Annotated in this window: 18 protein-coding genes; 12 read left to right on the top strand and 6 right to left on the bottom strand. The window is 62.0% G+C overall.

The features are described from left to right. Positions 1 to 12: 12 nt before the first annotated feature. Entirely contained in the window at positions 13 to 909 is an 897-nt protein-coding gene (locus tag C6Y56_RS25005) for a cation diffusion facilitator family transporter (protein ID WP_169432048.1), read from the top strand. Here C6Y56_RS25005 and C6Y56_RS25010 read toward each other — a convergent pair. Continuing rightward, positions 903 to 1955: a DUF6515 family protein gene (locus tag C6Y56_RS25010; RefSeq protein ID WP_169432049.1), complete on the bottom strand. Its 1053-nt coding sequence runs from the start codon at positions 1953 to 1955 to the stop codon at positions 903 to 905. The two genes, C6Y56_RS25005 and C6Y56_RS25010, sit on opposite strands and share 7 nt — an antisense overlap. Before the next feature lie 456 nt (positions 1956 to 2411). Between C6Y56_RS25010 and C6Y56_RS25015 the strand changes: the two genes are divergently transcribed. Both C6Y56_RS25015 and C6Y56_RS25020 read left to right on the top strand, forming a co-directional pair. After that, positions 2412 to 2891, top strand: a complete 480-nt coding sequence (locus C6Y56_RS25015) for an Lrp/AsnC family transcriptional regulator (RefSeq protein ID WP_007909658.1) — start codon at positions 2412 to 2414, stop codon at positions 2889 to 2891. Positions 2892 to 3174: 283 nt separating this feature from the next. Beyond that, a complete protein-coding gene (locus C6Y56_RS25020; RefSeq protein WP_003228500.1) occupies positions 3175 to 3384 on the top strand; it encodes a DUF2788 domain-containing protein in 210 nt (69 codons plus the stop codon). Here the strand turns inward: C6Y56_RS25020 and C6Y56_RS25025 are convergent. From C6Y56_RS25025 to C6Y56_RS25040, 4 genes are all read right to left on the bottom strand, one after another. Then, positions 3379 to 4014, bottom strand: a complete 636-nt coding sequence (locus tag C6Y56_RS25025; RefSeq protein ID WP_249314341.1) for a pseudouridine synthase — start codon at positions 4012 to 4014, stop codon at positions 3379 to 3381. The two genes, C6Y56_RS25020 and C6Y56_RS25025, sit on opposite strands and share 6 nt — an antisense overlap. A gap of 72 nt (positions 4015 to 4086) precedes the next feature. Beyond that, positions 4087 to 5586, bottom strand: coding sequence for an AMP nucleosidase (amn, locus tag C6Y56_RS25030; RefSeq protein ID WP_011336076.1), 1500 nt, complete (start codon positions 5584 to 5586; stop codon positions 4087 to 4089). Between the two features lie 110 nt (positions 5587 to 5696). Continuing rightward, the gene (locus tag C6Y56_RS25035) at positions 5697 to 7346 is read right to left on the bottom strand and encodes an acyl-CoA dehydrogenase family protein (protein WP_169432050.1); all 1650 of its coding nucleotides are present in this window, start codon (positions 7344 to 7346) and stop codon (positions 5697 to 5699) included. A gap of 95 nt (positions 7347 to 7441) precedes the next feature. Continuing rightward, positions 7442 to 9790 carry a hybrid sensor histidine kinase/response regulator gene (locus C6Y56_RS25040; RefSeq protein ID WP_169432051.1) on the bottom strand — a complete coding sequence of 783 codons (2349 nt, stop codon included), beginning with the start codon at positions 9788 to 9790 and terminating at the stop codon, positions 7442 to 7444. Positions 9791 to 10093: 303 nt separating this feature from the next. Between C6Y56_RS25040 and C6Y56_RS25045 the strand changes: the two genes are divergently transcribed. The 4 genes from C6Y56_RS25045 (at position 10094) to C6Y56_RS25060 (ending at position 13619) form a co-directional block, all read left to right on the top strand. Continuing rightward, positions 10094 to 10891: a hydroxymethylpyrimidine/phosphomethylpyrimidine kinase gene (locus tag C6Y56_RS25045; RefSeq protein ID WP_007958699.1), complete on the top strand. Its 798-nt coding sequence runs from the start codon at positions 10094 to 10096 to the stop codon at positions 10889 to 10891. 24 nt (positions 10892 to 10915) lie between these two features. After that, positions 10916 to 11539 (top strand): thiamine phosphate synthase, encoded by a 624-nt coding sequence (thiE, locus tag C6Y56_RS25050; protein WP_169432052.1) that lies wholly within the window; start codon positions 10916 to 10918, stop codon positions 11537 to 11539. A 15-nt stretch (positions 11540 to 11554) separates the two neighbouring features. Next, entirely contained in the window at positions 11555 to 12838 is a 1284-nt protein-coding gene (gene hemL / locus C6Y56_RS25055; protein WP_169432053.1) for a glutamate-1-semialdehyde 2,1-aminomutase, read from the top strand. A 226-nt stretch (positions 12839 to 13064) separates the two neighbouring features. Further along, a complete protein-coding gene (locus C6Y56_RS25060) occupies positions 13065 to 13619 on the top strand; it encodes a tetratricopeptide repeat protein (protein ID WP_047296791.1) in 555 nt (184 codons plus the stop codon). Between the two features lie 18 nt (positions 13620 to 13637). Here the strand turns inward: C6Y56_RS25060 and C6Y56_RS25065 are convergent, their stop codons facing one another. Then, a complete protein-coding gene (locus tag C6Y56_RS25065; RefSeq protein ID WP_169432054.1) occupies positions 13638 to 13967 on the bottom strand; it encodes a DUF1820 family protein in 330 nt (109 codons plus the stop codon). 134 nt (positions 13968 to 14101) lie between these two features. Here C6Y56_RS25065 and miaB point away from each other — a divergent pair, with 134 nt between their 5' ends. The 5 genes from miaB to lnt all read left to right on the top strand — a co-directional run bounded on the left by miaB (position 14102) and on the right by lnt (position 19524). Further along, positions 14102 to 15430 carry a tRNA (N6-isopentenyl adenosine(37)-C2)-methylthiotransferase MiaB gene (gene miaB / locus C6Y56_RS25070; protein WP_064382169.1) on the top strand — a complete coding sequence of 443 codons (1329 nt, stop codon included), beginning with the start codon at positions 14102 to 14104 and terminating at the stop codon, positions 15428 to 15430. A 216-nt stretch (positions 15431 to 15646) separates the two neighbouring features. Continuing rightward, positions 15647 to 16651 carry a PhoH family protein gene (locus C6Y56_RS25075; protein WP_011336084.1) on the top strand — a complete coding sequence of 335 codons (1005 nt, stop codon included), beginning with the start codon at positions 15647 to 15649 and terminating at the stop codon, positions 16649 to 16651. After that, complete coding sequence (gene ybeY, locus C6Y56_RS25080) at positions 16644 to 17138, top strand: rRNA maturation RNase YbeY (protein WP_169432055.1); 495 nt, start codon at positions 16644 to 16646, stop codon at positions 17136 to 17138. Before C6Y56_RS25075 ends, ybeY begins: the two co-directional genes overlap by 8 nt. A 5-nt stretch (positions 17139 to 17143) precedes the next feature. Further along, positions 17144 to 17983 carry an HlyC/CorC family transporter gene (locus tag C6Y56_RS25085; protein ID WP_007909641.1) on the top strand — a complete coding sequence of 280 codons (840 nt, stop codon included), beginning with the start codon at positions 17144 to 17146 and terminating at the stop codon, positions 17981 to 17983. Positions 17984 to 18000: 17 nt separating this feature from the next. After that, positions 18001 to 19524 carry an apolipoprotein N-acyltransferase gene (gene lnt / locus C6Y56_RS25090; RefSeq protein ID WP_169432056.1) on the top strand — a complete coding sequence of 508 codons (1524 nt, stop codon included), beginning with the start codon at positions 18001 to 18003 and terminating at the stop codon, positions 19522 to 19524. Positions 19525 to 19536: the final 12 nt, after the last annotated feature.

Consider the following 19536-nt stretch of genomic DNA (forward strand, 5'->3'; position numbering starts at 1 on the left):
ATTGACGAACCCATGACCCCCAGCCCCGAACACGCCCGCCTGCTGCGGCTGGCGACCCGCGCCTCGGTAGCGGTGGCCTGTACGCTGATCATCGCCAAAGCCATCGCCTGGTGGCTGAGCGGTTCGGTGAGCATGCTCGCCGGCCTCACCGACTCGGCTCTCGATGGCGTCACCTCGTTGCTCAATCTGCTGGCGGTGCATTACGCGCTGCGCCCGGCGGATAACGATCATCGTTATGGCCACGGCAAGGCCGAATCCCTGGCGGGCATGGCGCAGGCGCTGTTCATTGGCGGCAGTGCGACACTGATTGCGTTTCAGGCGTATGAGCGAATTCAGCAGCCTGAGCCGCTCGGCGCGCCGTGGATCAGTATCGGCGTGATCGTGTTTTCGCTGGTGCTGACAGCAGCGCTGTTGATGCTGCAGCACCGGGTGATCAAGCAGACCGGCTCCAACGCGGTGCGCGCAGACTCGCTGCATTACCGTTCGGACATGTTGCTCAACGGCAGCATCCTGATCGCGCTGATCCTGGCGGGTCTGGGCTTTCATCAACTGGATGCCTGGTTCGGTCTGGGGATCGCCGTGTACATCCTGTGGAGCGCGATCCAGATCGCCCGGGAAAGTTTTTCGGTGCTGATGGATGAAGAGCTGCCGACGGATGTCAGTCAGCACATGCTCGAACTGGCGTGCGGCGTGCCGGGCGTGCTCGGCGCGCATGATCTGCGCACGCGGATTTCCGGTAATCACTGGTTCGTGCAGTTGCACCTGGAATTGCCGGGAGAGTTGACGCTGTCAGTCGCCCACGGCATCAGCGATCAGGCTGCCGATGCGATCCACGCTGCCTACCCACGGGCCGAAGTGCTGGTGCACGCCGACCCGCAGGAAGTGGTGAAAGCCGCCCGCGCTCAGTAATTGACCTGATAACCGCGACTGCTCAGGCAATTGCCCTGGGCCTGGCGGTAGGCCTGCACCACTTCGGGCGCCGGCTGATAGGTTGCAGTGCGCGGATCGAAACCGCTTTGCTGCACCGCGTATTGATAGCACTGGTAGCCGTCCTGCTGAACTTGCTCCGGCGACTGGCCGTTGGCCGGATAGGCTTCCACGTCATAACCGTTGTTGGCCGGTTGCGGCGGTTGCTGCACCGGCGGCTCGACCACCACGTAATCCTGGGTCGCTTCCTGATAGGCGTAGTACGAGCCTGCCGCCAGGAACAACAGCGAACCGCCGATCCACACTTCACGGGCATAATCCGGCAGGTACTGGATGCGAATTCCCCGTGGCGGCTGAACCACGATGTAACGCGGACCTTGCGGGCGATACCAGTAGCCGCCGGAGTAGAAGTAATCCTGGCCGCGATACGGAACGCGGAAGTCACGATCCGGGAAGCGGTCGATCACATGGCCCGGCCGGTACTGCGGGCCGGGGCCCCAGCCGTTGCCATGCCCGTCGGGGCGACCCGGCCAGCGACGGTCATCGGGTCGATTGCCGGTCTGCCAGTTCTGGTGGTAGCCATTCTGCGGGCGCTCGTCGCGGTAGTAGCCCTGACGCGGCTCCTGGGTCTGGCGCACAGTGTCGGGGCGTGGCTGGATCGGCAGACTGTTGGCCGGCAGTTGTGGCGGCGGTGGCGGCTGGCGGACCGGATTGGGGTTGTAGGCCGGACGGTTCTGGTCGTGGTTCTGCCACTGCCCATTGTTGTGCTGCTGGCCGTTGTGTTCGAACTGGCGGCTGTTGTCGCCACGAATGATTTCGTTGTTCTGCGGCCGAGGCTGATTCTGCTGAGGCTGGTTTTGTGGACGTGGCTGATTGCCGCCGCCGTGCTCTTGATTGTTGCCCCAATGCTCCCGCTCGCGTCCGCCGCCCTCGGGGCCGCGATTCTGCGGCTCATCGGCCAGTACCTGCGCACAGACACTCACACACAGCAAACCAACACTGGCCACACGCCAGATACGCGACTTCATGAAATTCCTCACTGCGGGCTGGACCCTGTAATTAAGAAGGGCTTGTAGCTAAGACCGGAAAGGGGCACACCGGGTTCTGCAACAGGTTATCAGTCACGCCATTTATTTATTGAGTGTGTGAGGTCAAATCGCGGGCAAGAAAAAAGGGAGACCCGTCGGCCTCCCTTCCAGAGAACTTCGTCCTGGCTCGACGCTTTTGACGTCGGCTCACCTCACGCCGTCTTCTGGACAGTGTGCAGCTCGGGGGCCGGCACGTCCCCGGTGGGGGCGGCGGCCGCGGCGGGCCTGATTGGGCGGGCCGCAGTGGACTGTGTTACCGAGCAGTGATTCTGGTGATAAGGATAGGCTCGAGCCCGCGACAGATGATTGCGAAGATTGCTCAATTAAACATCACTTGCGCAATTTTTAACCCTGGATAGATAATCCGCCGCAATAGTTAGAACAAAGGACAGATTCATGAGCAAACTCGACCGTTATGACCTGAGCATTCTGGCGGAATTGCAGCGCGACGCCCGCATCTCCAACCAGGAACTGGCCGAGCGCATCGGTCTGTCACCATCCCCTTGCTCGCGCCGGGTCAAGCAGCTGGAGGACGACGGCTACATCTCCCGTCAGGTCGCCCTGCTGGATCGCAAGATGCTCGGCCTGAGCCTGACCGCCTACGTGCTGATCGGCATGGACCGGCACACACCGGAGCGCTTCGAGAACTTCGAAGCGGCGATCCGCACCTTGCCGCAGGTGCTGGAATGCAGCCTGGTGACCGGGGTCGATGCCGACTATCAACTGAAGGTCGTGGTGCCGGACATGGATCACTATCAGAAACTGCTGCTGGGGCATCTGACGCGGATTGAAGGCGTGACCAGTGTGCGCTCGAGCTTTGTGTTGAATCAGGTGCTCAACAGCACTGAATTGCCTCTCACGCATCTGCGTAGCTGATCAGAGCTGCCCTCACCCAGCCCTCTCCCGGAGGGAGAGGGGCCGACGGTGGGTTGCTCGAGAAGTACGCCGACCTGAACGCCCTGCTGTGAATCCATAATCGACTGGAAATTTCAGGTCGATGTATGACGCCAGACACCTCGGTCAGTCCCCTCTCCCCCCGGGAGAGGGTTAGGGTGAGGGTGAGGGCCAGTCGTCGGATCAGACCCAGATCAATGCCACCCCGCCCCCCTTGGCGTATACTCGCCGCGCCCTTTTAGCCCCGTGCGCGCCGGAGAACCTAATGGATCCAGCAGTATTTGAAGAGTGGATGATGACTGGCCTGGTCAGCATCCTGATCATTTTCATGGGCTTCATCGTCTGGGATCTGGCGAAGAAGTCCAAGGCCGGGCGCTTCGGATCGTTCATTCTGTTCTTCGTGCTGGGCCTGGGCGTGGCCGCGTTCATCATCAAGAGCGTGGTGATCGGCCTGATCGAATCCGGCGCCTTATAAGCGCGCCGGCACTTCTTTCCACTGGCCCTGATCGAGCCCTTCGATCGTCCAGTCACCAATCCTGACCCGCACCAACCGCAACGTCGGCAACCCCACCGCCGCGGTCATCCGCCGTACCTGGCGATTGCGCCCTTCACGAATCACCAGTTCCAGCCAGGTGGTCGGAATGGTTGCGCGAAAGCGCACCGGCGGATTGCGCGGCCACAGTTCAGGCTCCTCCAGTTGCCGCGCCTCAGCGGGCAAGGTCATGCCGTCATTCAATTCAACGCCGTCACGCAGGCGCTGCAACTGCTCGGCCGTCGGCACGCCTTCGACCTGCACCCAATAGGTTTTCGCCAGCTTGTGTTTGGGGTCGGCGATCCGCGCCTGCAACTGGCCGTCGTTGGTCAGCAGCAGCAAACCTTCGCTGTCGCGATCCAGCCGTCCGGCCGGGTAGATGCCCGGAACGTCGATGTAATCCTTGAGCGTCGCCCGCCCTTCGCCGTCGCTGAATTGCGTCAGCACATCGAACGGTTTGTTGAACAGGATCAGCTTCGGCTCGGCCGGTGGTGCCTTGGCGACACGACGCGGGGCTGAATAAGCTGGCTTCGCGCCCGGGCGGCGGGAAGGCGGACGTTGGGGACGGGACATAAGTGCACAGGCATTTGGCGATCAGGGCTGACAATGCTAGTGCCCCGACCGCCAAATGACCACGACTAACCGTTAGCGGAACGGCGGCTCGTCGAAGCTGCGCAGTTTGCGCGAGTGCAGCGAGTTGAGTTCGGTGCGCAGCAGGTCCACCGCTTCGATGCCGATCTTCAAGTGCTGGCTGACCGCACGTTCGTAGAACGCATTGGCCGAACCCGGCAGCTTGATTTCACTGTGCAGCGGCTTGTCCGATACACACAGCAACGTGCCGTACGGCACCCGCAGGCGATAACCCTGGGCGGCGATGGTGCCGCTTTCCATGTCCACGGCCACGGCGCGGGACAGGTTGATCAGCGGTCGTTCCTGAGCCCAGCGCAATTCCCAGTTACGGTCGTCATAGGTCAGCACGGTGCCGGTGCGCAGACGCTTCTTCAGCTCTTCGCCTTTTTCGCCGGTGATGTTGGCCGCCGCTTGTTGCAGCGCCAGCTGCACTTCGGCCAGTGCCGGGATCGGAATGTTCGGTGGCACCACCCGGTCGAGAATCCCGTCGCGACGCATATAAGCGTGGGCCAGCACGTAGTCGCCGATGGTCTGCGACTGACGCAGGCCGCCGCAGTGACCGATCATCAGCCAGCAATGCGGACGCAACACGGCCAGGTGGTCGGTGATGTTCTTGGCGTTGGACGGGCCGACACCGATGTTCACCAGTGTCACGCCGTGGCCATCGCTGGCGATCAGGTGATAGGCCGGCATCTGGTAGCGATGCCAGACCACACCGGCGGCAATTGCCGAGGCTTCGCCGTGATCCATGCCTTTTTCGATGATCACATTGCCCGGCAGCACCATGCGCACGAAGCGCGGGTCGCGGCGCAGTTGCTCCAGACCATGGACGATGAACTGGTCGACATAACGGTGGTAGTTGGTCAGCAGAATCCACGGCTGCACATGGCGCCAGTCGCTGCCGGTGTAATGCACCAGACGGCGCAGGGAGAAGTCGACGCGGGCCGCATCGAACAGCGCCAGCGGCAGCGGATCGGTGTTTTCCCAGTCGTAGAGGCCGTCGGCGATGCCATCGGTGGCGGCGGACAGGTCGGTACTCGGGAACACCCGCGCCAACACCGCAGCGGTGACACCGGAGCCGGCCAGTTCATCGCCCTGCTCGACCACGTACGGATAGGGAATGTTCTGCCCGCTGACCCCGACTTCGACAGTCACGGTGAAGTCGTGCATCAGCGGTGTGAGCTGCTCGAGCAGGTATTTGCGAAACGCCTTCGGATGGGTGACGGTCACGCTGTAGGTGCCCGGCAACTGCACTTTGGCGTAGGCGCGGGTGGTCTGCGGGACTTCGCCCTGGCAGTGGTAGGTCAGACGCAGTTCGGGATAACGGAACAGGGCACGTTGCTCGGCGTCGGGCTCGACGCGATCCTTGAGATAACGCTTGAGCGCCGAGTTCAGCGCCGTGGTGGCCCGCTCATGCAGCTCGGCGAGACGATCCACGGCCTGTTCGGCGGTTTGAACGACAATAAACGCTTCGGTCACGATCAGCTTCCTGTGTTCTGACTTGCAGAGCTTCATCTTGCCTGCATCGTGGCGTCACGGAAACAGTGGCGTTGTGGCTATTCATCAATCTGACAGGCATATGCGGTCCCTGTGGGAGCGGGCTTGCCCGCTCCCACAGGGATGCTTTAGAAACCTTGCGGGGTGGAACGGGCGACGATGGCTTCAACATCCAGCCCACGCGGCAACGCGCCGTAGGCCCGACCGCCACCGCTCAGGCGACTGGCGATAAAGGCATCGCTGACTGCCGTATTACCGGCCTCCAGCAACAGCTTCGCTTGCAGCCCCAGCGCGATGTCTTCGGTCAATTGCCGCGCCCGGTACTGAATGTCGCTGGTGTCCTTGAACGACGCCTGCAATTGCTGGATATGCGCTGCCAGCCGTTTGTCGCCATGGCCATCGCCCAGTTCGTTGAACAGCACGTCGAGCACGCCCGGCTCCTTCGACAGCGCGCGCAACACATCGAGGCATTGCACGTTGCCGGAGCCTTCCCACGTCGAGTTCACTGGTGCCTCGCGGTACAGCCGCGGCAGGATGCTGTCCTCGACATATCCCGCGCCGCCCATGCATTCGGCGGCTTCGTTGATCATCGCCGGTGCGCGTTTGCAGATCCAGTATTTGCCCACCGCCGTCACCAGTCGGGCGAACTGCGCTTCATGGCGATCATTCAGATGATCCAGCGCCTTGCCCATGCGCAGGCTCAGGGCCAGCGCGGCTTCGCTTTCCAGGGCCAGATCGGCCAACACATTCTGCATCAACGGTTGTTCGCTGAGCAGTTTGCCGCCGACCTTGCGATGGGCGCAGTGATGGCTGGCCTGGGTCAGCGCCTGACGCATCAGCGAGCTGGAGCCGACCATGCAATCGAAGCGGGTCATGGCCACCATCTCGATGATGGTCGGCACGCCGCGCCCTTCTTCACCGACCATCCACGCCAGCGCGCCACGGAACTCCACTTCGCTGGAGGCGTTGGACTGGTTGCCGAGCTTGTTTTTCAGACGCTGGATGTAGAACTGATTGCGCGTGTCGTCCGGACGATGGCGCGGCAGCAGGAAACAGGTCAGGCCCTTGTCGGTCTGCGCCAGCGTCAGGAACGCATCGCACATCGGCGCCGAGCAGAACCACTTGTGCCCCACCAGCTCATAAGCCTGGCCCGGGCCGCTGGCGCCGACCGGATAGGCCTTGGTGGTGTTGGCGCGCACGTCGGTGCCGCCCTGTTTCTCGGTCATCGCCATGCCGATGGTGACGCCAGCCTTGTGGGCCATGCCGACATTGCGCGGGTCGTATTCGGTGGCGAGGATCTTCGGCAGCCACTGTTCGGCCAGGTCCGGCTGCAAGCGCAGCGCGGGAACACTGGCGAAGGTCATGGTCAACGGGCAACCGCTGCCGGCCTCGGCCTGGCTGTGCAGATAGCTCATGGAGGCACGGGCAACATGGGCGCCGTCCTGTGGGTGAGCCCAGGGCAACGACGTCAGGCCATGTTCGATCGCCGTGCGCATCAGCTCGTGATACGCCGGATGAAACTCCACCAGATCGATGCGATGACCGTAGCGGTCATGGCTGGCGAACACCGGTTTGTTCTGGTTGGCGAGGAACCCGGCCTCCATCAGCGACCCGCCGGCCAGCGCGCCGTAAGCGTCGATCCGCGACTCGGCCCAGCCGGCACCGAACCGCCGCGACCACTCCTGCAACGGCAGGTCGATGCGGTACAGGTTGGTGCCGTCCAGCGACGGTGGCTGGTTGGTGACTTCGTGGGTTTCGGCGAACTGATGCAGGTTCATGACGGGGCTCCTTGATCGGCCAGAGCTTCAGTTAAGCACCGCCCCCGAACCGATCAAAGTGTCATATCGGCCTAAATGCCGGCGCTTTCACCCTATCAACAACTCAACACCCGACGCTGCATGGCGACCTGCAAGTCTTCGAATTTCACCGGTTTGCTCAGGTAATCGATCGAGCCGGCGGAAGCGCAATGCTCTCGATCCGCCCCCAGCGCGATCACGAACACCGGCAGGTTGGCGCAACCCGGCAGGTCGTGGATCTGGCAACACAGTGACGCGCCATCGAGCGGCGGCAACTGGCAATCGATCAGCACTGCATGGAACGGCTCGCGCTGCAGGCATTCGATGGCGGCGGCACCATGGTCGGCGGTACGCACGCGGAAACCGAGCTTGAGCAGCATGCCGCGCATCACCAATTGATTGACGCTGTTGTCGTCCACCAGCAACACGGTGCAGTCCTGCGGTGCGCGCATGGCATCGCGAATGAGCGTCGGCGCCGCTTCGACGGCCGGCAATTCAAACTCGACGTCCAGTTGGAAACGACTGCCGCGCCCCGGCTCGGAGCGATGGGTCAATTTGCCGCCGAGCAGTTCCACCAGTTGTCGGCAGATCGCCAGCCCCACGCCCAGGCCGCCGTACTCGCGGGTCATCGAGCCGTCGAGCTGGAAGAAGCGCTGATACAGGGTCGCCTCGTCCAGATCGGTAAAACCGATGCCGGTGTCGATCACCGCAAAGGACAGCGCCAGACGATTGTCCGTCGACGGCTTGCCGGTGACCCGCAAGGCGAGGCCGCCGACGCGAGTGAACTTGATCGCGTTATCCAGCAGGCACTCCAGGCATTGCGCGAGTTTGGCGCTGTCGCCCTGCAGGCGATCCGGCAGGGTCGCCAGCACGTCGACCTTGAAGTCCAGCGATTTGCTCGAGGCGTTGCCGTCGAACTGCACGCGCAGCGCCTCGACCACGGCCCGCAGGCTGAAACTGCCCGGTGTGGCTTTGAGCTTGCCGGCCTGCAATTCGGTCAGGGTCAGGATGCCGTTGACCATGCGCATCATGTCCCGCGCCGAACCGGCGGCGGTCTGTTGGTATTGTTCCAGTTCCGGGTCCAGTTCGACGGTCTGCATCAGCTCCAGCGAACCGATCACCCCGTTCATCGGCGTGCGCAGTTCATGGGTCAGGGTCGCCAGGAACTCGTCCTTGAGCTTGTTGCTGTGGGCCAGTTGCTGGTTCAGCACTTCGAGTTTCTGGCCGGCGTCGAACAGGGTCTGCGCCTGTTGCTCACGCATCGCGTTGATGCGGTCGGCCAGCGCCAGCGACAGCAGCGCCACCTCGATGGCCGAGCCGATCTGGCTGGCGTACATGGTCAGGAACACGTTGGGCAGCAGGCCCAGCACCATCATGGTGTTGACGATCCCGCCGAGCAGAAAAGCCGACCAGGCGATGATGAAATAGCGCGCCACTCGCAGGCCGCGCCACCAGGCGAGGATCCCGGCAGCGAAGATCACCACGGTAAAGGTCAGCGCCAGGGTCGTCGCCAGGCGCAGGGCCAGGGCATAACTGGTCATCAGCGACAGACCGATCACCAGCGCACCGAACGCGATCAGGGCGATCAAGAGCCGGTCGAGCCAGGGACTGTGGTTCCTGGTCTGCAGGAAACTGCGGGCGAACTGGCTGCCGAACAGCCCTGCGCAACCGATGAAAAACGGCGTGGCGGCGTTGGCCCACCACGGGTTGTCCGGCCAGAAATACTCGACTGCCGCGCCGTTGACCGACAGCTGATAGAGGCCGAACGATGCGATATAGAAGATGTAATAGAGGTAACTGGTGTCGCGCACGCTGAGGTAAATGAACAGGTTGTAGACCAGCATTCCCAGCAGCACGCCATAAATGATCCCCAGCACGTACAGGCGCACCGGCTGGTCTTCGAGGTACGCGGTGCTCGACCACAACGTCACCGGCGCCTGGATTGAGCCTTCGCTGGACAGCCGCAAATAGACGGTCTGTTGCTGGTCTGGCTTGAACGTGAGGTTGAACAGGTAGTTGTTCTGCCGGATCTCGCGACTGGCGAACGGCAACGCGTCCCCGGTCTGGCGCACCAGACGAAAGTCGCCGGCGGCGTCGGGCAGATACAGATCGAGGTGATCGAGCGGCGGATAGGCCAGCTCCAGCAGCCAGGTACGCTGCGCCGCCGGATTGCTCGGACGGTAATGCAGGTCGATCTTCAGCCAGAACGCCGAGCGCGAGTAACCGGCATTGAGCGTGGCTTTATCGTGGGCCTTGAATTGTCCGGCAGCGGCTTGCGCGCGGACGTCGGCAATGCTCGCCTGACCGCTCGGGTCTTCGAACACTTGCAGGGATCGACCCAGCGGGAGACTCTGGGTGAACTCGTCGAATTCGACGGCGTTTGCCAGGAGGGGCAAACAGAACAGCAACATCAACAAATAGCGCATTGAAGCCCCAGCGTGGCTTGTCCGGTTGTGTCAGGAAGCCCCCCATTCCCTTTGAGATGACGTAAAACCGGTATTACCTGTTATTGGTTTGGATCCACTCTAGCATAGCCGTTGATGGCCATTGAGCACCATGGAAATTTTTCCTACAAAGGCTCTAGAACGGGCGTTTCAGAGCAAAGCACCGGGCTAGAGCTGTTGGCTCGGTCAGATTGTGACAAGCGCTGTGGATCCGCTACCCGTGTTATCGGCAGGGCGCTGCGGCACAACACCCGAAAAACAGGTTTGGTGGTAAGCTCGCGCACCATGAATATCTACAGCTCACGCCCCGTTGTCCTCTGTCTCTCCGGCCACGACCCCAGTGGTGGCGCCGGCTTGCAGGCAGATATCGAAGCCCTGCTCGCTCAGGGTTGCCATGCGGCTCCGGCCGTCACCGCCCTGACCGTGCAAGACACGGTCAACGTCACTGACTTTCGCGTCCTCGACCGTGAGTGGGTACTGGCCCAGGCCAATGCCGTACTCAACGATTCCGAAGTCGCGGCAGTGAAACTGGGCATGCTCGGTTCCCTGGAAATGGTCGACACCGTCGTCGAACTGCTTCAGGCGCACCCGCACTTGCCAGTGGTCTGCGACCCGGTGCTGCGCGCCGGCGGCGGCGGACGCCTGGGCAAGGACGAAGTCGGCTACGCCATGCGCGAACGCCTGCTGCCACTGTCGATCATCGCCACCCCCAACCTTCCCGAAGCCCGGATCCTTGCCGAACTGCCGGAAGGCACCGCGGACGAGTGCGCTGAAAAACTGTTGCCGTACATCAAGAACCTGCTGATCACCGGCGGCCACGGCGACGAAACCGAAATCCACAATCGCCTGTACAGCCGTGACGGCCTGCGCGAAACCTTCAAATGCCAGCGTCTGCCCGGCAGCTACCACGGTTCCGGCTGCACCCTGGCCAGCACCCTCGCCGGCCGCCTGGCACTGGGTGAAAACCTGGCCAGCGCGGTGCGTACCGCGCTGGATTACACCTGGCGCACCCTGCGCGATGCCGAACAGCTGGGCAAAGGCCAGTTCGTGCCGCGTCGTCTGCCGCTGGATTTCTGTTCCTGATGTTCCGAGCCTGAGGTCTGCGCGATGAAACTACGTGGCCTGTATGCCATCACCGACAGCCAGTTGCTGGCCGGCAAGTTTCTGTCCTACGTGGAGGCGGCGCTGGAAGGCGGCGTCACCCTCCTGCAATACCGCGACAAGAGCAGCGACGAGGCCCGGCGCCTGCGTGAGGCCGAAGCCCTGCGCGATCTGTGCGAGCGCTACAAGACGCAACTGATCATCAACGATGACGCCGAACTGGCCGCACGCCTGAATGTCGGCGTGCACCTGGGGCAGACCGACGGCCCGCTGTCGCCGACCCGCGCCTTGCTTGGTTCAAAAGCGATCATCGGTTCGACCTGCCACGCACAGCTCGAACTGGCCGCACAGGCCGCCAAAGAAGGCGCGAGTTACGTCGCCTTCGGTCGCTTCTTCAATTCCAATACCAAACCCGGTGCGCCGAGTTGCAGCCTCGATCTCCTCGACGAGGCCAAACGCACCCTGCACCTGCCGATCTGCGCGATTGGCGGCATCACCCTCGACAACGCGGCGCCGCTGGTAGCCCACGGTGTCGATCTGCTGGCCGTGGTCCATGGCCTGTTCGGCGCAGACAGCACCGCCGAGGTGACCCGCCGCGCCCGCGCGTTCAACGAATTACTTAAAGTCTGATTTGAGAGCCCGATCATGTCTCGTTCCGAAACCCTGTTTGCCAACGCCCAGAAACACATCCCCGGTGGCGTGAACTCGCCGGTTCGCGCGTTCAAGAGCGTCGGCGGCACGCCGCTGTTCTTCAAGCACGCCGAAGGCGCCTACGTCACCGACGAAGACGACAAGCGTTATGTGGATTACGTCGGTTCCTGGGGCCCGATGATTCTCGGCCACAGCCACCCGGACGTACTGGACGCGGTGCGCAACCAGTTGCAACACGGTCTGTCCTACGGCGCGCCGACCGCGATGGAAACCGAGATGGCCGATCTGGTCTGCTCGCTGGTGCCATCGATGGAGATGGTGCGCATGGTCAGCTCCGGCACCGAAGCGACCATGAGCGCAATCCGTCTGGCCCGCGGTTTCACCGGCCGCGACAGCATCATCAAGTTCGAAGGCTGCTACCACGGCCACTCCGACAGCCTGCTGGTCAAGGCCGGCTCCGGCGCACTGACCCAGGGCGTGCCAAGCTCGGCCGGCGTACCGGCAGCGTTCGCCAAACACACCCTGACCCTGCCGTTCAACGACATCGACGCGGTTGAAAAAATGCTCGCCGAAGTCGGTCAGGACGTCGCGTGCATCATCGTCGAGCCCGTGGCCGGCAACATGAACTGCGTACCGCCGGCACCAGGCTTTCTCGAAGGCCTGCGCAGCCTGTGCGACAAGCACGGCGTGGTGCTGATTTTCGACGAAGTGATGACCGGTTTCCGAGTCGCCCTCGGCGGTGCCCAGGCTTACTACGGTGTGACCCCGGACCTGACCACCTTCGGCAAGATCATCGGCGGCGGCATGCCGGTCGGCTGCTTCGGCGGCAAGCGTTCGATCATGGAGCGCATCGCACCGCTGGGTCCGGTCTATCAGGCGGGCACCCTGTCGGGCAACCCGCTGGCGATGGCCGCCGGCCTGACCACCCTGCGCCTGATCAGCCGTCCGGGCTTCCACGCCGAGCTGACCGATTACACCACTCGCCTGCTCGATGGCCTGCAACAGCGCGCCGATGCGGCGGGCATTCCGTTCGTCACCACCCAGGCCGGCGGCATGTTCGGTCTGTACTTCAGCGGTGCCGACGACATTGTTACGTTTGAAGACGTAATGGCCAGCGACGCAGCACTGTTCGGCCGCTTCTTCCACCTGATGCTGGAAGGTGGCGTGTACCTGGCACCGAGCGCTTTCGAAGCCGGTTTCACCTCGATTGCCCATGGCGATGCCGAGTTGAAACTCACCCTCGATGCCGCCGAACGCGCCTTCGCCCAGTTGAAGTAAAACGCCCCGCCGCTGACGTTGGCCATTGCCAGCGTCAGCGTTCTCCTACATCTGCACGCCTTTTCCGACACGTCTGCCAAAAATCTCCCATAAAGTGGGCGATATATTTCCCGCGCAGCAGAAAATCGAGTAAAGACTTTGTAAGGATGGCCCTGCTTATTTCATAATGCGCGCTTATTGGATCCCTCGACGGGTCCGCGCGCCCTTCAGAGGTAAGTCGATTCCCATGAACCGCACCGGCCGCACCCTTGCCTTGGGCTGCCTGTTGCTCCTTCAGCCGCTGCTCGCACATGCACAAGCAGGCGGCAACTCGTTGTTGATCCCGGCGATGGGTCGTTGCACCCTCAATACTCAGCCGCAAGATGTCACGCAGGCTCTCGCCGCCTGCCAAAAGGCAGCGGATGAAGGGGATGCGCAAGCGCAATACGAGTTGGGTGAGTTCTACTACGACGGCAAGAACGCGCCGCGCGACCTCAATCAAGCCCTGAGTTATTTCGAAAAGGCTTCGCTGCAGGGCCACGCCCAGGCGCAATTCAAACTCGGCACCATGTTCTTCCACGGTGAGGGTGTGCAGGCCAACAACATCCAGGCCTACATCGTGCTGAAGATGGCCGCGGTCAACGGCGCCGAAGACGCACTCGACACCGCCGACGAAGTGTCCGAAAAGATGTCCCGCGAAGACCTGGAAACCGCAACCCAGGTGCTCGGGCAAATTTTCCGTAAATACCTGATGGAACTGCAGAACGCCGACGGACGTACGCCGTTCTCGCCCCTGCCTTAGCTCCTTTTCCCGCCCCGCTTACTTTTCGGGCATCGGTACCGGAAACGGCATCACATTGCCAACCCCGCCACGGGCTTCGCTGATCTTCGGCGTACCGAGACGCTCCACTTCGTCGATGCGCACGATCGAATGCATCGGCACAAAGCTGCGCACCACGCCTTCGAACTGCGCCTTGAGCTTCTCTTCGCTCGGGTCGACGACCACCTGGGTGCGCTCGCCAAAGACGAACTCTTCCACTTCCAGAAAACCCCACAGATCACTTTGATAGATCTGCTTTGCGTACATTTCGTACACCTGGCCCTGGTTGAGGAAAATCACCTTGTAGATTGGAGCTTCGCGTTTGGTCATGGCGGGCGGACAACACATCGGGGTAAAAATGAGGGCGCAAACTATAGCATAGCCACTGGACGCGCAACGGTAGGAACCTGGGGACATGTTCCCTATAATGCGCGGTTCTTTGAACCACGTGACGACCCTATTCCATGGCCAAGAAGCTTTACATCGAAACCCACGGTTGCCAGATGAACGAGTACGACAGCTCGCGCATGGTCGATCTGCTGGGCGAACACCAGGCCCTGGAAGTCACGGCGCGCGCCGAAGATGCCGACGTGATCCTGCTCAACACCTGTTCGATCCGCGAACGCGCCCAGGACCGGGTGTATTCCCAGCTCGGTCGCTGGCGCGAACTGAAACTGGCCAACCCGGACATGGTCATCGCCGTCGGCGGTTGCGTGGCCAGCCAGGAAGGCGCGGCGATCCGTGATCGCGCCCCGTACGTCGACGTGGTGTTCGGCCCGCAGACCCTGCACCGCCTGCCGGAAATGATCGACGCCGCACGCATCAGCAAGCTGCCGCAAGTCGACGTCTCGTTCCCGGAAATCGAAAAGTTCGACCACCTGCCCGAGCCGCGCATCGATGGCCCAAGCGCCTACGTGTCGGTGATGGAAGGCTGCAGCAAGTACTGCACGTTCTGCGTGGTGCCTTACACCCGCGGCGAAGAGGTCAGCCGGCCGTTCGACGACGTGATCGCCGAGATCATTCACCTGGCCGAAAACGGCGTGCGTGAAGTGACCCTGCTGGGGCAGAACGTCAACGGTTATCGCGGCCTGACCCACGACGGACGTCTGGCGGACCTGGCCGAACTGATCCGCGTTGTCGCGGCGGTCGATGGCATCGACCGCATCCGCTACACCACCTCGCACCCGCTGGAATTCTCCGACAGCCTGATCCAGGCCCACGCCGAAGTGCCGGAACTGGTCAAACACCTGCACTTGCCGGTGCAGTCGGGTTCGGACCGGATTCTGGCGGCGATGAAGCGCAACCACACGGCACTGGAGTACAAATCCAAGCTGCGCAAACTGCGCGCTGCCGTCCCGGGTATCTGCATCAGCTCGGACTTCATCGTCGGCTTCCCGGGGGAAACCGAGAAAGATTTCGAACAGACCATGAAGCTGATTGCCGACGTCGGCTTCGACTTCTCTTATTCGTTCGTCTACAGCCAGCGCCCGGGGACTCCGGCTGCCGACCTGGCCGACGACACCCCGGAAGAACTGAAGAAAGAACGCCTGAACGCCTTGCAGCACCGTTTGAATCAGCAAGGGTTCGAGATCAGCCGACAAATGGTCGGTTCGATCCAGCGGATTCTGGTGACCGATTACTCGAAGAAGGATCCGGGCGAGCTGCAAGGGCGCACCGAGAATAACCGTATCGTCAACTTCCGCTGCGATAATCCGACCCTGATCGGCCAGTTCGCCGACGTCCACATCGACGCGGCGCAACCGCACTCGCTGCGTGGCTCGCTGATCCAGTAACACCGCATATCCCATGTGGGAGCGAGCCTGCTCGCGATGAACGATGACGCGGTTTACCAAGTCAACCGTGGCGTGGCCATCGCGAGCAGGCTCGCTCCCACAATGGACCGGCCTGGTTCTTGAGAACAGGCTCATCCATTTAAGAGCTTTCGCACCCACGCCACTGGCGTTATCCTTGATTTCATCCCAATTGCCCCAGGGCGGCTAAATACGACCTTGAACGCACCCATAGAACCTCATCGTTTCATCCTCGAGCCTTTTGAGGCTCGCCGCTTCGCCAATCTGTGCGGACAGTTCGACGAACACCTGCGCCTGATCGAACAACGCCTGGCCATCGAGATCCGCAACCGCGGCAATCAGTTCGAGCTGATCGGCGAACCCAAGCACACCACTTCCGCGGAAAACCTGATTCGCCGCCTGTACCGGGAAACCAAGGGTTCAGAGCTGTCGCCGGATACGGTGCACCTGTTCCTTCAGGAATCGGCCGTCGAGCAGCTGGACAACCACGCCCCCGCCGAAGCCTCCGTAGCCCTGCGCACCAAGAAAGGCATGATTCGCCCTCGGGGCTTGAATCAGCTGCGCTACGTGAAGGAAATCCTCGGCAACGACATCAACTTCGGCATCGGCCCGGCCGGTACCGGCAAGACCTACCTGGCTGTCGCCTGCGCCGTCGATGCGCTGGAGCGCGAGCAGATCCGTCGCATCCTGCTGGTGCGTCCGGCGGTCGAAGCGGGTGAAAAACTCGGCTTCCTGCCCGGCGACCTGTCGCAGAAGATCGACCCGTACCTGCGCCCGCTCTACGACGCGCTCTACGAGATGCTCGGCTTTGAATACGTGGCCAAGCTGATCGAGCGTCAGGTGATCGAAGTCGCGCCGCTGGCCTACATGCGCGGTCGTACGCTGAACAACAGCTTCATCATTCTCGATGAAAGTCAGAACACCACCGTCGAGCAGATGAAGATGTTCCTGACCCGGATCGGTTTCGGCTCCACGGCCGTGATCACCGGCGACATCACCCAGGTCGACCTGCCGCGCGGCACCAAGTCCGGACTTCATCACGTCATCGAAGTCCTGAAGGATGTGCCGGGCATCAGCTTCACTCACTTCCAGCCCAAAGACGTGGTGCGCCATCCGTTGGTGCAACGCATCGTCGAAGCCTACGAGCGCTTCGAGACGCGTTTGGCCGATGAAGCGCCAAAGGACACCCGCCACGATGCTTGAGCTTGACCTGCAAATCGCGACCGAAGCGTCTGCGCCGACCGAAGCCGAATTCCGCCAATGGTGCGAACTGGCCCTGCGCCAGCGCACCGCCGACTCGGAAATGACCATTCGTCTGGTGGACGAGGAAGAAGGCCGCGAGCTGAATCACACCTGGCGCCACAAGGATTACGCGACCAACGTCCTGTCCTTTCCCGCCGAAGTGCCCGACGAGTTTCTCGACATTCCCTTGCTGGGCGATCTGGTGATCTGCGTGGCCGTGGTTGAGCGTGAGGCCGCCGAACAGGGCAAGGAACCAAAGGCCCACTGGGCACATCTGGTCATTCACGGCTGCTTGCATCTGCTTGGTTACGACCATATAGATGACGAGGAAGCCGAAGAAATGGAAGCACTGGAACGCGAGTTGCTTGCCGAATTGGGTTATCCCGATCCGTACGCGGACGACGAAACCGAAACATCCCCTATCGTTACAACAAAGGATTCAGAGTAATCGCTATGAGCGAAGATCGATCGAGCAACGGGCAGAAGTCCTGGCTGGGTAAACTGACCCAGGCTTTTGCCCACGAGCCGAAGAACCGCCAGGAGCTGCTGGAGCTGCTGCGCGATGCACATCAGAACAAACTGCTGGACAGCGAAGCGCTGGCCATCGTCGAAGGCGCCATCCAGGTGGCTGACCTGCAGGTTCGCGACATTATGGTGCCGCGCTCGCAGATGATCAGCATCAAGGCGACCCAGACACCCCGCGAATTCCTCCCTGCCGTGGTCGACTCGGCCCACTCGCGCTACCCGGTCATCGGCGAAAGCCATGACGACGTGATGGGCGTACTGCTGGCCAAGGACCTGCTGCCGCTGATCCTCAAGGAGAACGGCGACAGCTTCAACATCAAGGATCTGCTGCGCCCGGCCACCTTCGTGCCGGAGTCCAAGCGCCTGAACGTGTTGCTGCGTGAATTCCGCGCCAACCACAACCACATGGCCATCGTGATCGACGAATACGGCGGCGTGGCCGGTCTGGTGACCATCGAAGACGTGCTCGAGCAAATCGTCGGCGATATCGAAGACGAGCACGACGTCGAAGAAGACAGCTACATCAAGCCGCTGCCCAGCGGTGATTTCCTGATCAAGGCCCTGACGCCGATCGAGAACTTCAACGAGTTCTTCGACAGCGAATTCTCCGACGACGAGTTCGATACCGTCGGCGGGCTGGTGATGAGCGCGTTCGGGCACTTGCCAAAACGCAACGAAATCACTGAAATCGGCGCCTATCGTTTCCGCATCCTGAACGCCGACAGCCGTCGGATTCATTTGCTGCGACTGACCCCTATCGCCCGGTAAAAAATCTAAGGATTGAAATGCGCTGGACTACCCGCCCCGGCTGGCCCGGTAACCTGCTGGCCGTGGCGGCCGGTGCAATCACCACCTTCGCGCTGGCACCGTTCGATCTCTGGCCGCTGGCGTTGCTGGCGGTCGGCCTGTTCTACGCCGGCCTGCGCGAGCTGAGCCCGCGCCAGGCACTCGGCCGTGGCTGGTGCTTCGGTTTCGGCCTGTTCGGCGCCGGCACCAGCTGGATCTATTACAGCATCCACCACTTCGGCGGTGCTTCAGTGCTGCTGGCCGGGTTCCTGATGCTGATCTTCACGGCGGCCATTGCCTGGTTCTTCGCCCTGCCCGCGTGGCTGTGGGCGCGCTGGCTGCGCCGTAACGAAGCACCGCTGGCCGATGCCCTGGCCTTCGCGGCGCTGTGGGTCGGCCAGGAAGCCTTTCGTGGCTGGTTCCTCACCGGTTTCCCGTGGCTGTACTCCGGTTACAGCCAGCTCGATGGCCCGCTGGCCGGACTCGCGCCGCTGGGCGGCATGTGGCTGGTGTCGTTCGTCCTGGCACTGACCGCCGCGCTGATTTACAACGCACCGCGCCTGCTGCAGACCGGTCGCAAGGGCTTTATCGCTGCCGGGCTGGTATTGCTGATCGGCCCATGGGCGGCGGGCATTGCATTGAAGGGCCACGCCTGGACCAGTCCCTCCGGCGCACCACTGACCGTTGCGGCCATTCAAGGCAACGTCGAGCAAAGCATGAAATGGGACCCGGCGCAGCTCAACGCGCAACTGGCGTTGTACCGCGACCTGAGTTTCCGTTCGAAACCGGTGGATCTGCTGATCTGGCCGGAAACCGCCGTCCCGGTGCTCAAGGAGTCCGCCGAGGGTTACCTGAACATGATGGGCACCTTTGCCGCCGAGCGTAAATCGGCGCTGATCACCGGCGTGCCGATTCGCGAAATGGTTCACCACGAGAGACGCTTCTACAACGGCATCACCGTGGTCGGCGAAGGCGATGGCACCTATCTCAAGCAAAAACTGGTGCCGTTCGGCGAGTACGTACCCTTGCAGGACCTGCTGCGCGGGCTGATCGCGTTCTTCGATCTGCCGATGTCCGACTTCGCCCGTGGCCCTGCGGATCAGCCGCTATTGCAGGCCAAGGGTTATCAGATTGCACCGTTCATCTGCTACGAAGTGGTGTACCCGGAGTTTGCTGCCGGTCTGGCAGCACGCAGCGACCTGTTGCTGACCATCAGCAACGACACCTGGTTCGGCACCTCCATCGGCCCGCTGCAACACCTGCAGATGGCGCAGATGCGCGCTCTTGAAGCCGGGCGCTGGATGATTCGTGCGACCAACAACGGCGTGACCGGCCTGATCAATCCGTTCGGGCAGATCACCGAGCGCATTCCGCAGTTCGAACAAGGCGTGCTCTACGGCGAAGTGGTGCCGATGCATAACCTGACACCGTATCTGCAATGGCGCTCGTGGCCGCTGATCATTCTGTGCGTAGTGCTGTTTGGCTGGGCGCTGATGACCAACCGGATGTCCAAGACTCTCTGAAAACCCGATCAC

The sequence above is a fragment of the Pseudomonas fluorescens genome (genome assembly GCF_012974785.1).
Lineage (GTDB): Bacteria > Pseudomonadota > Gammaproteobacteria > Pseudomonadales > Pseudomonadaceae > Aquipseudomonas > Aquipseudomonas fluorescens_BT.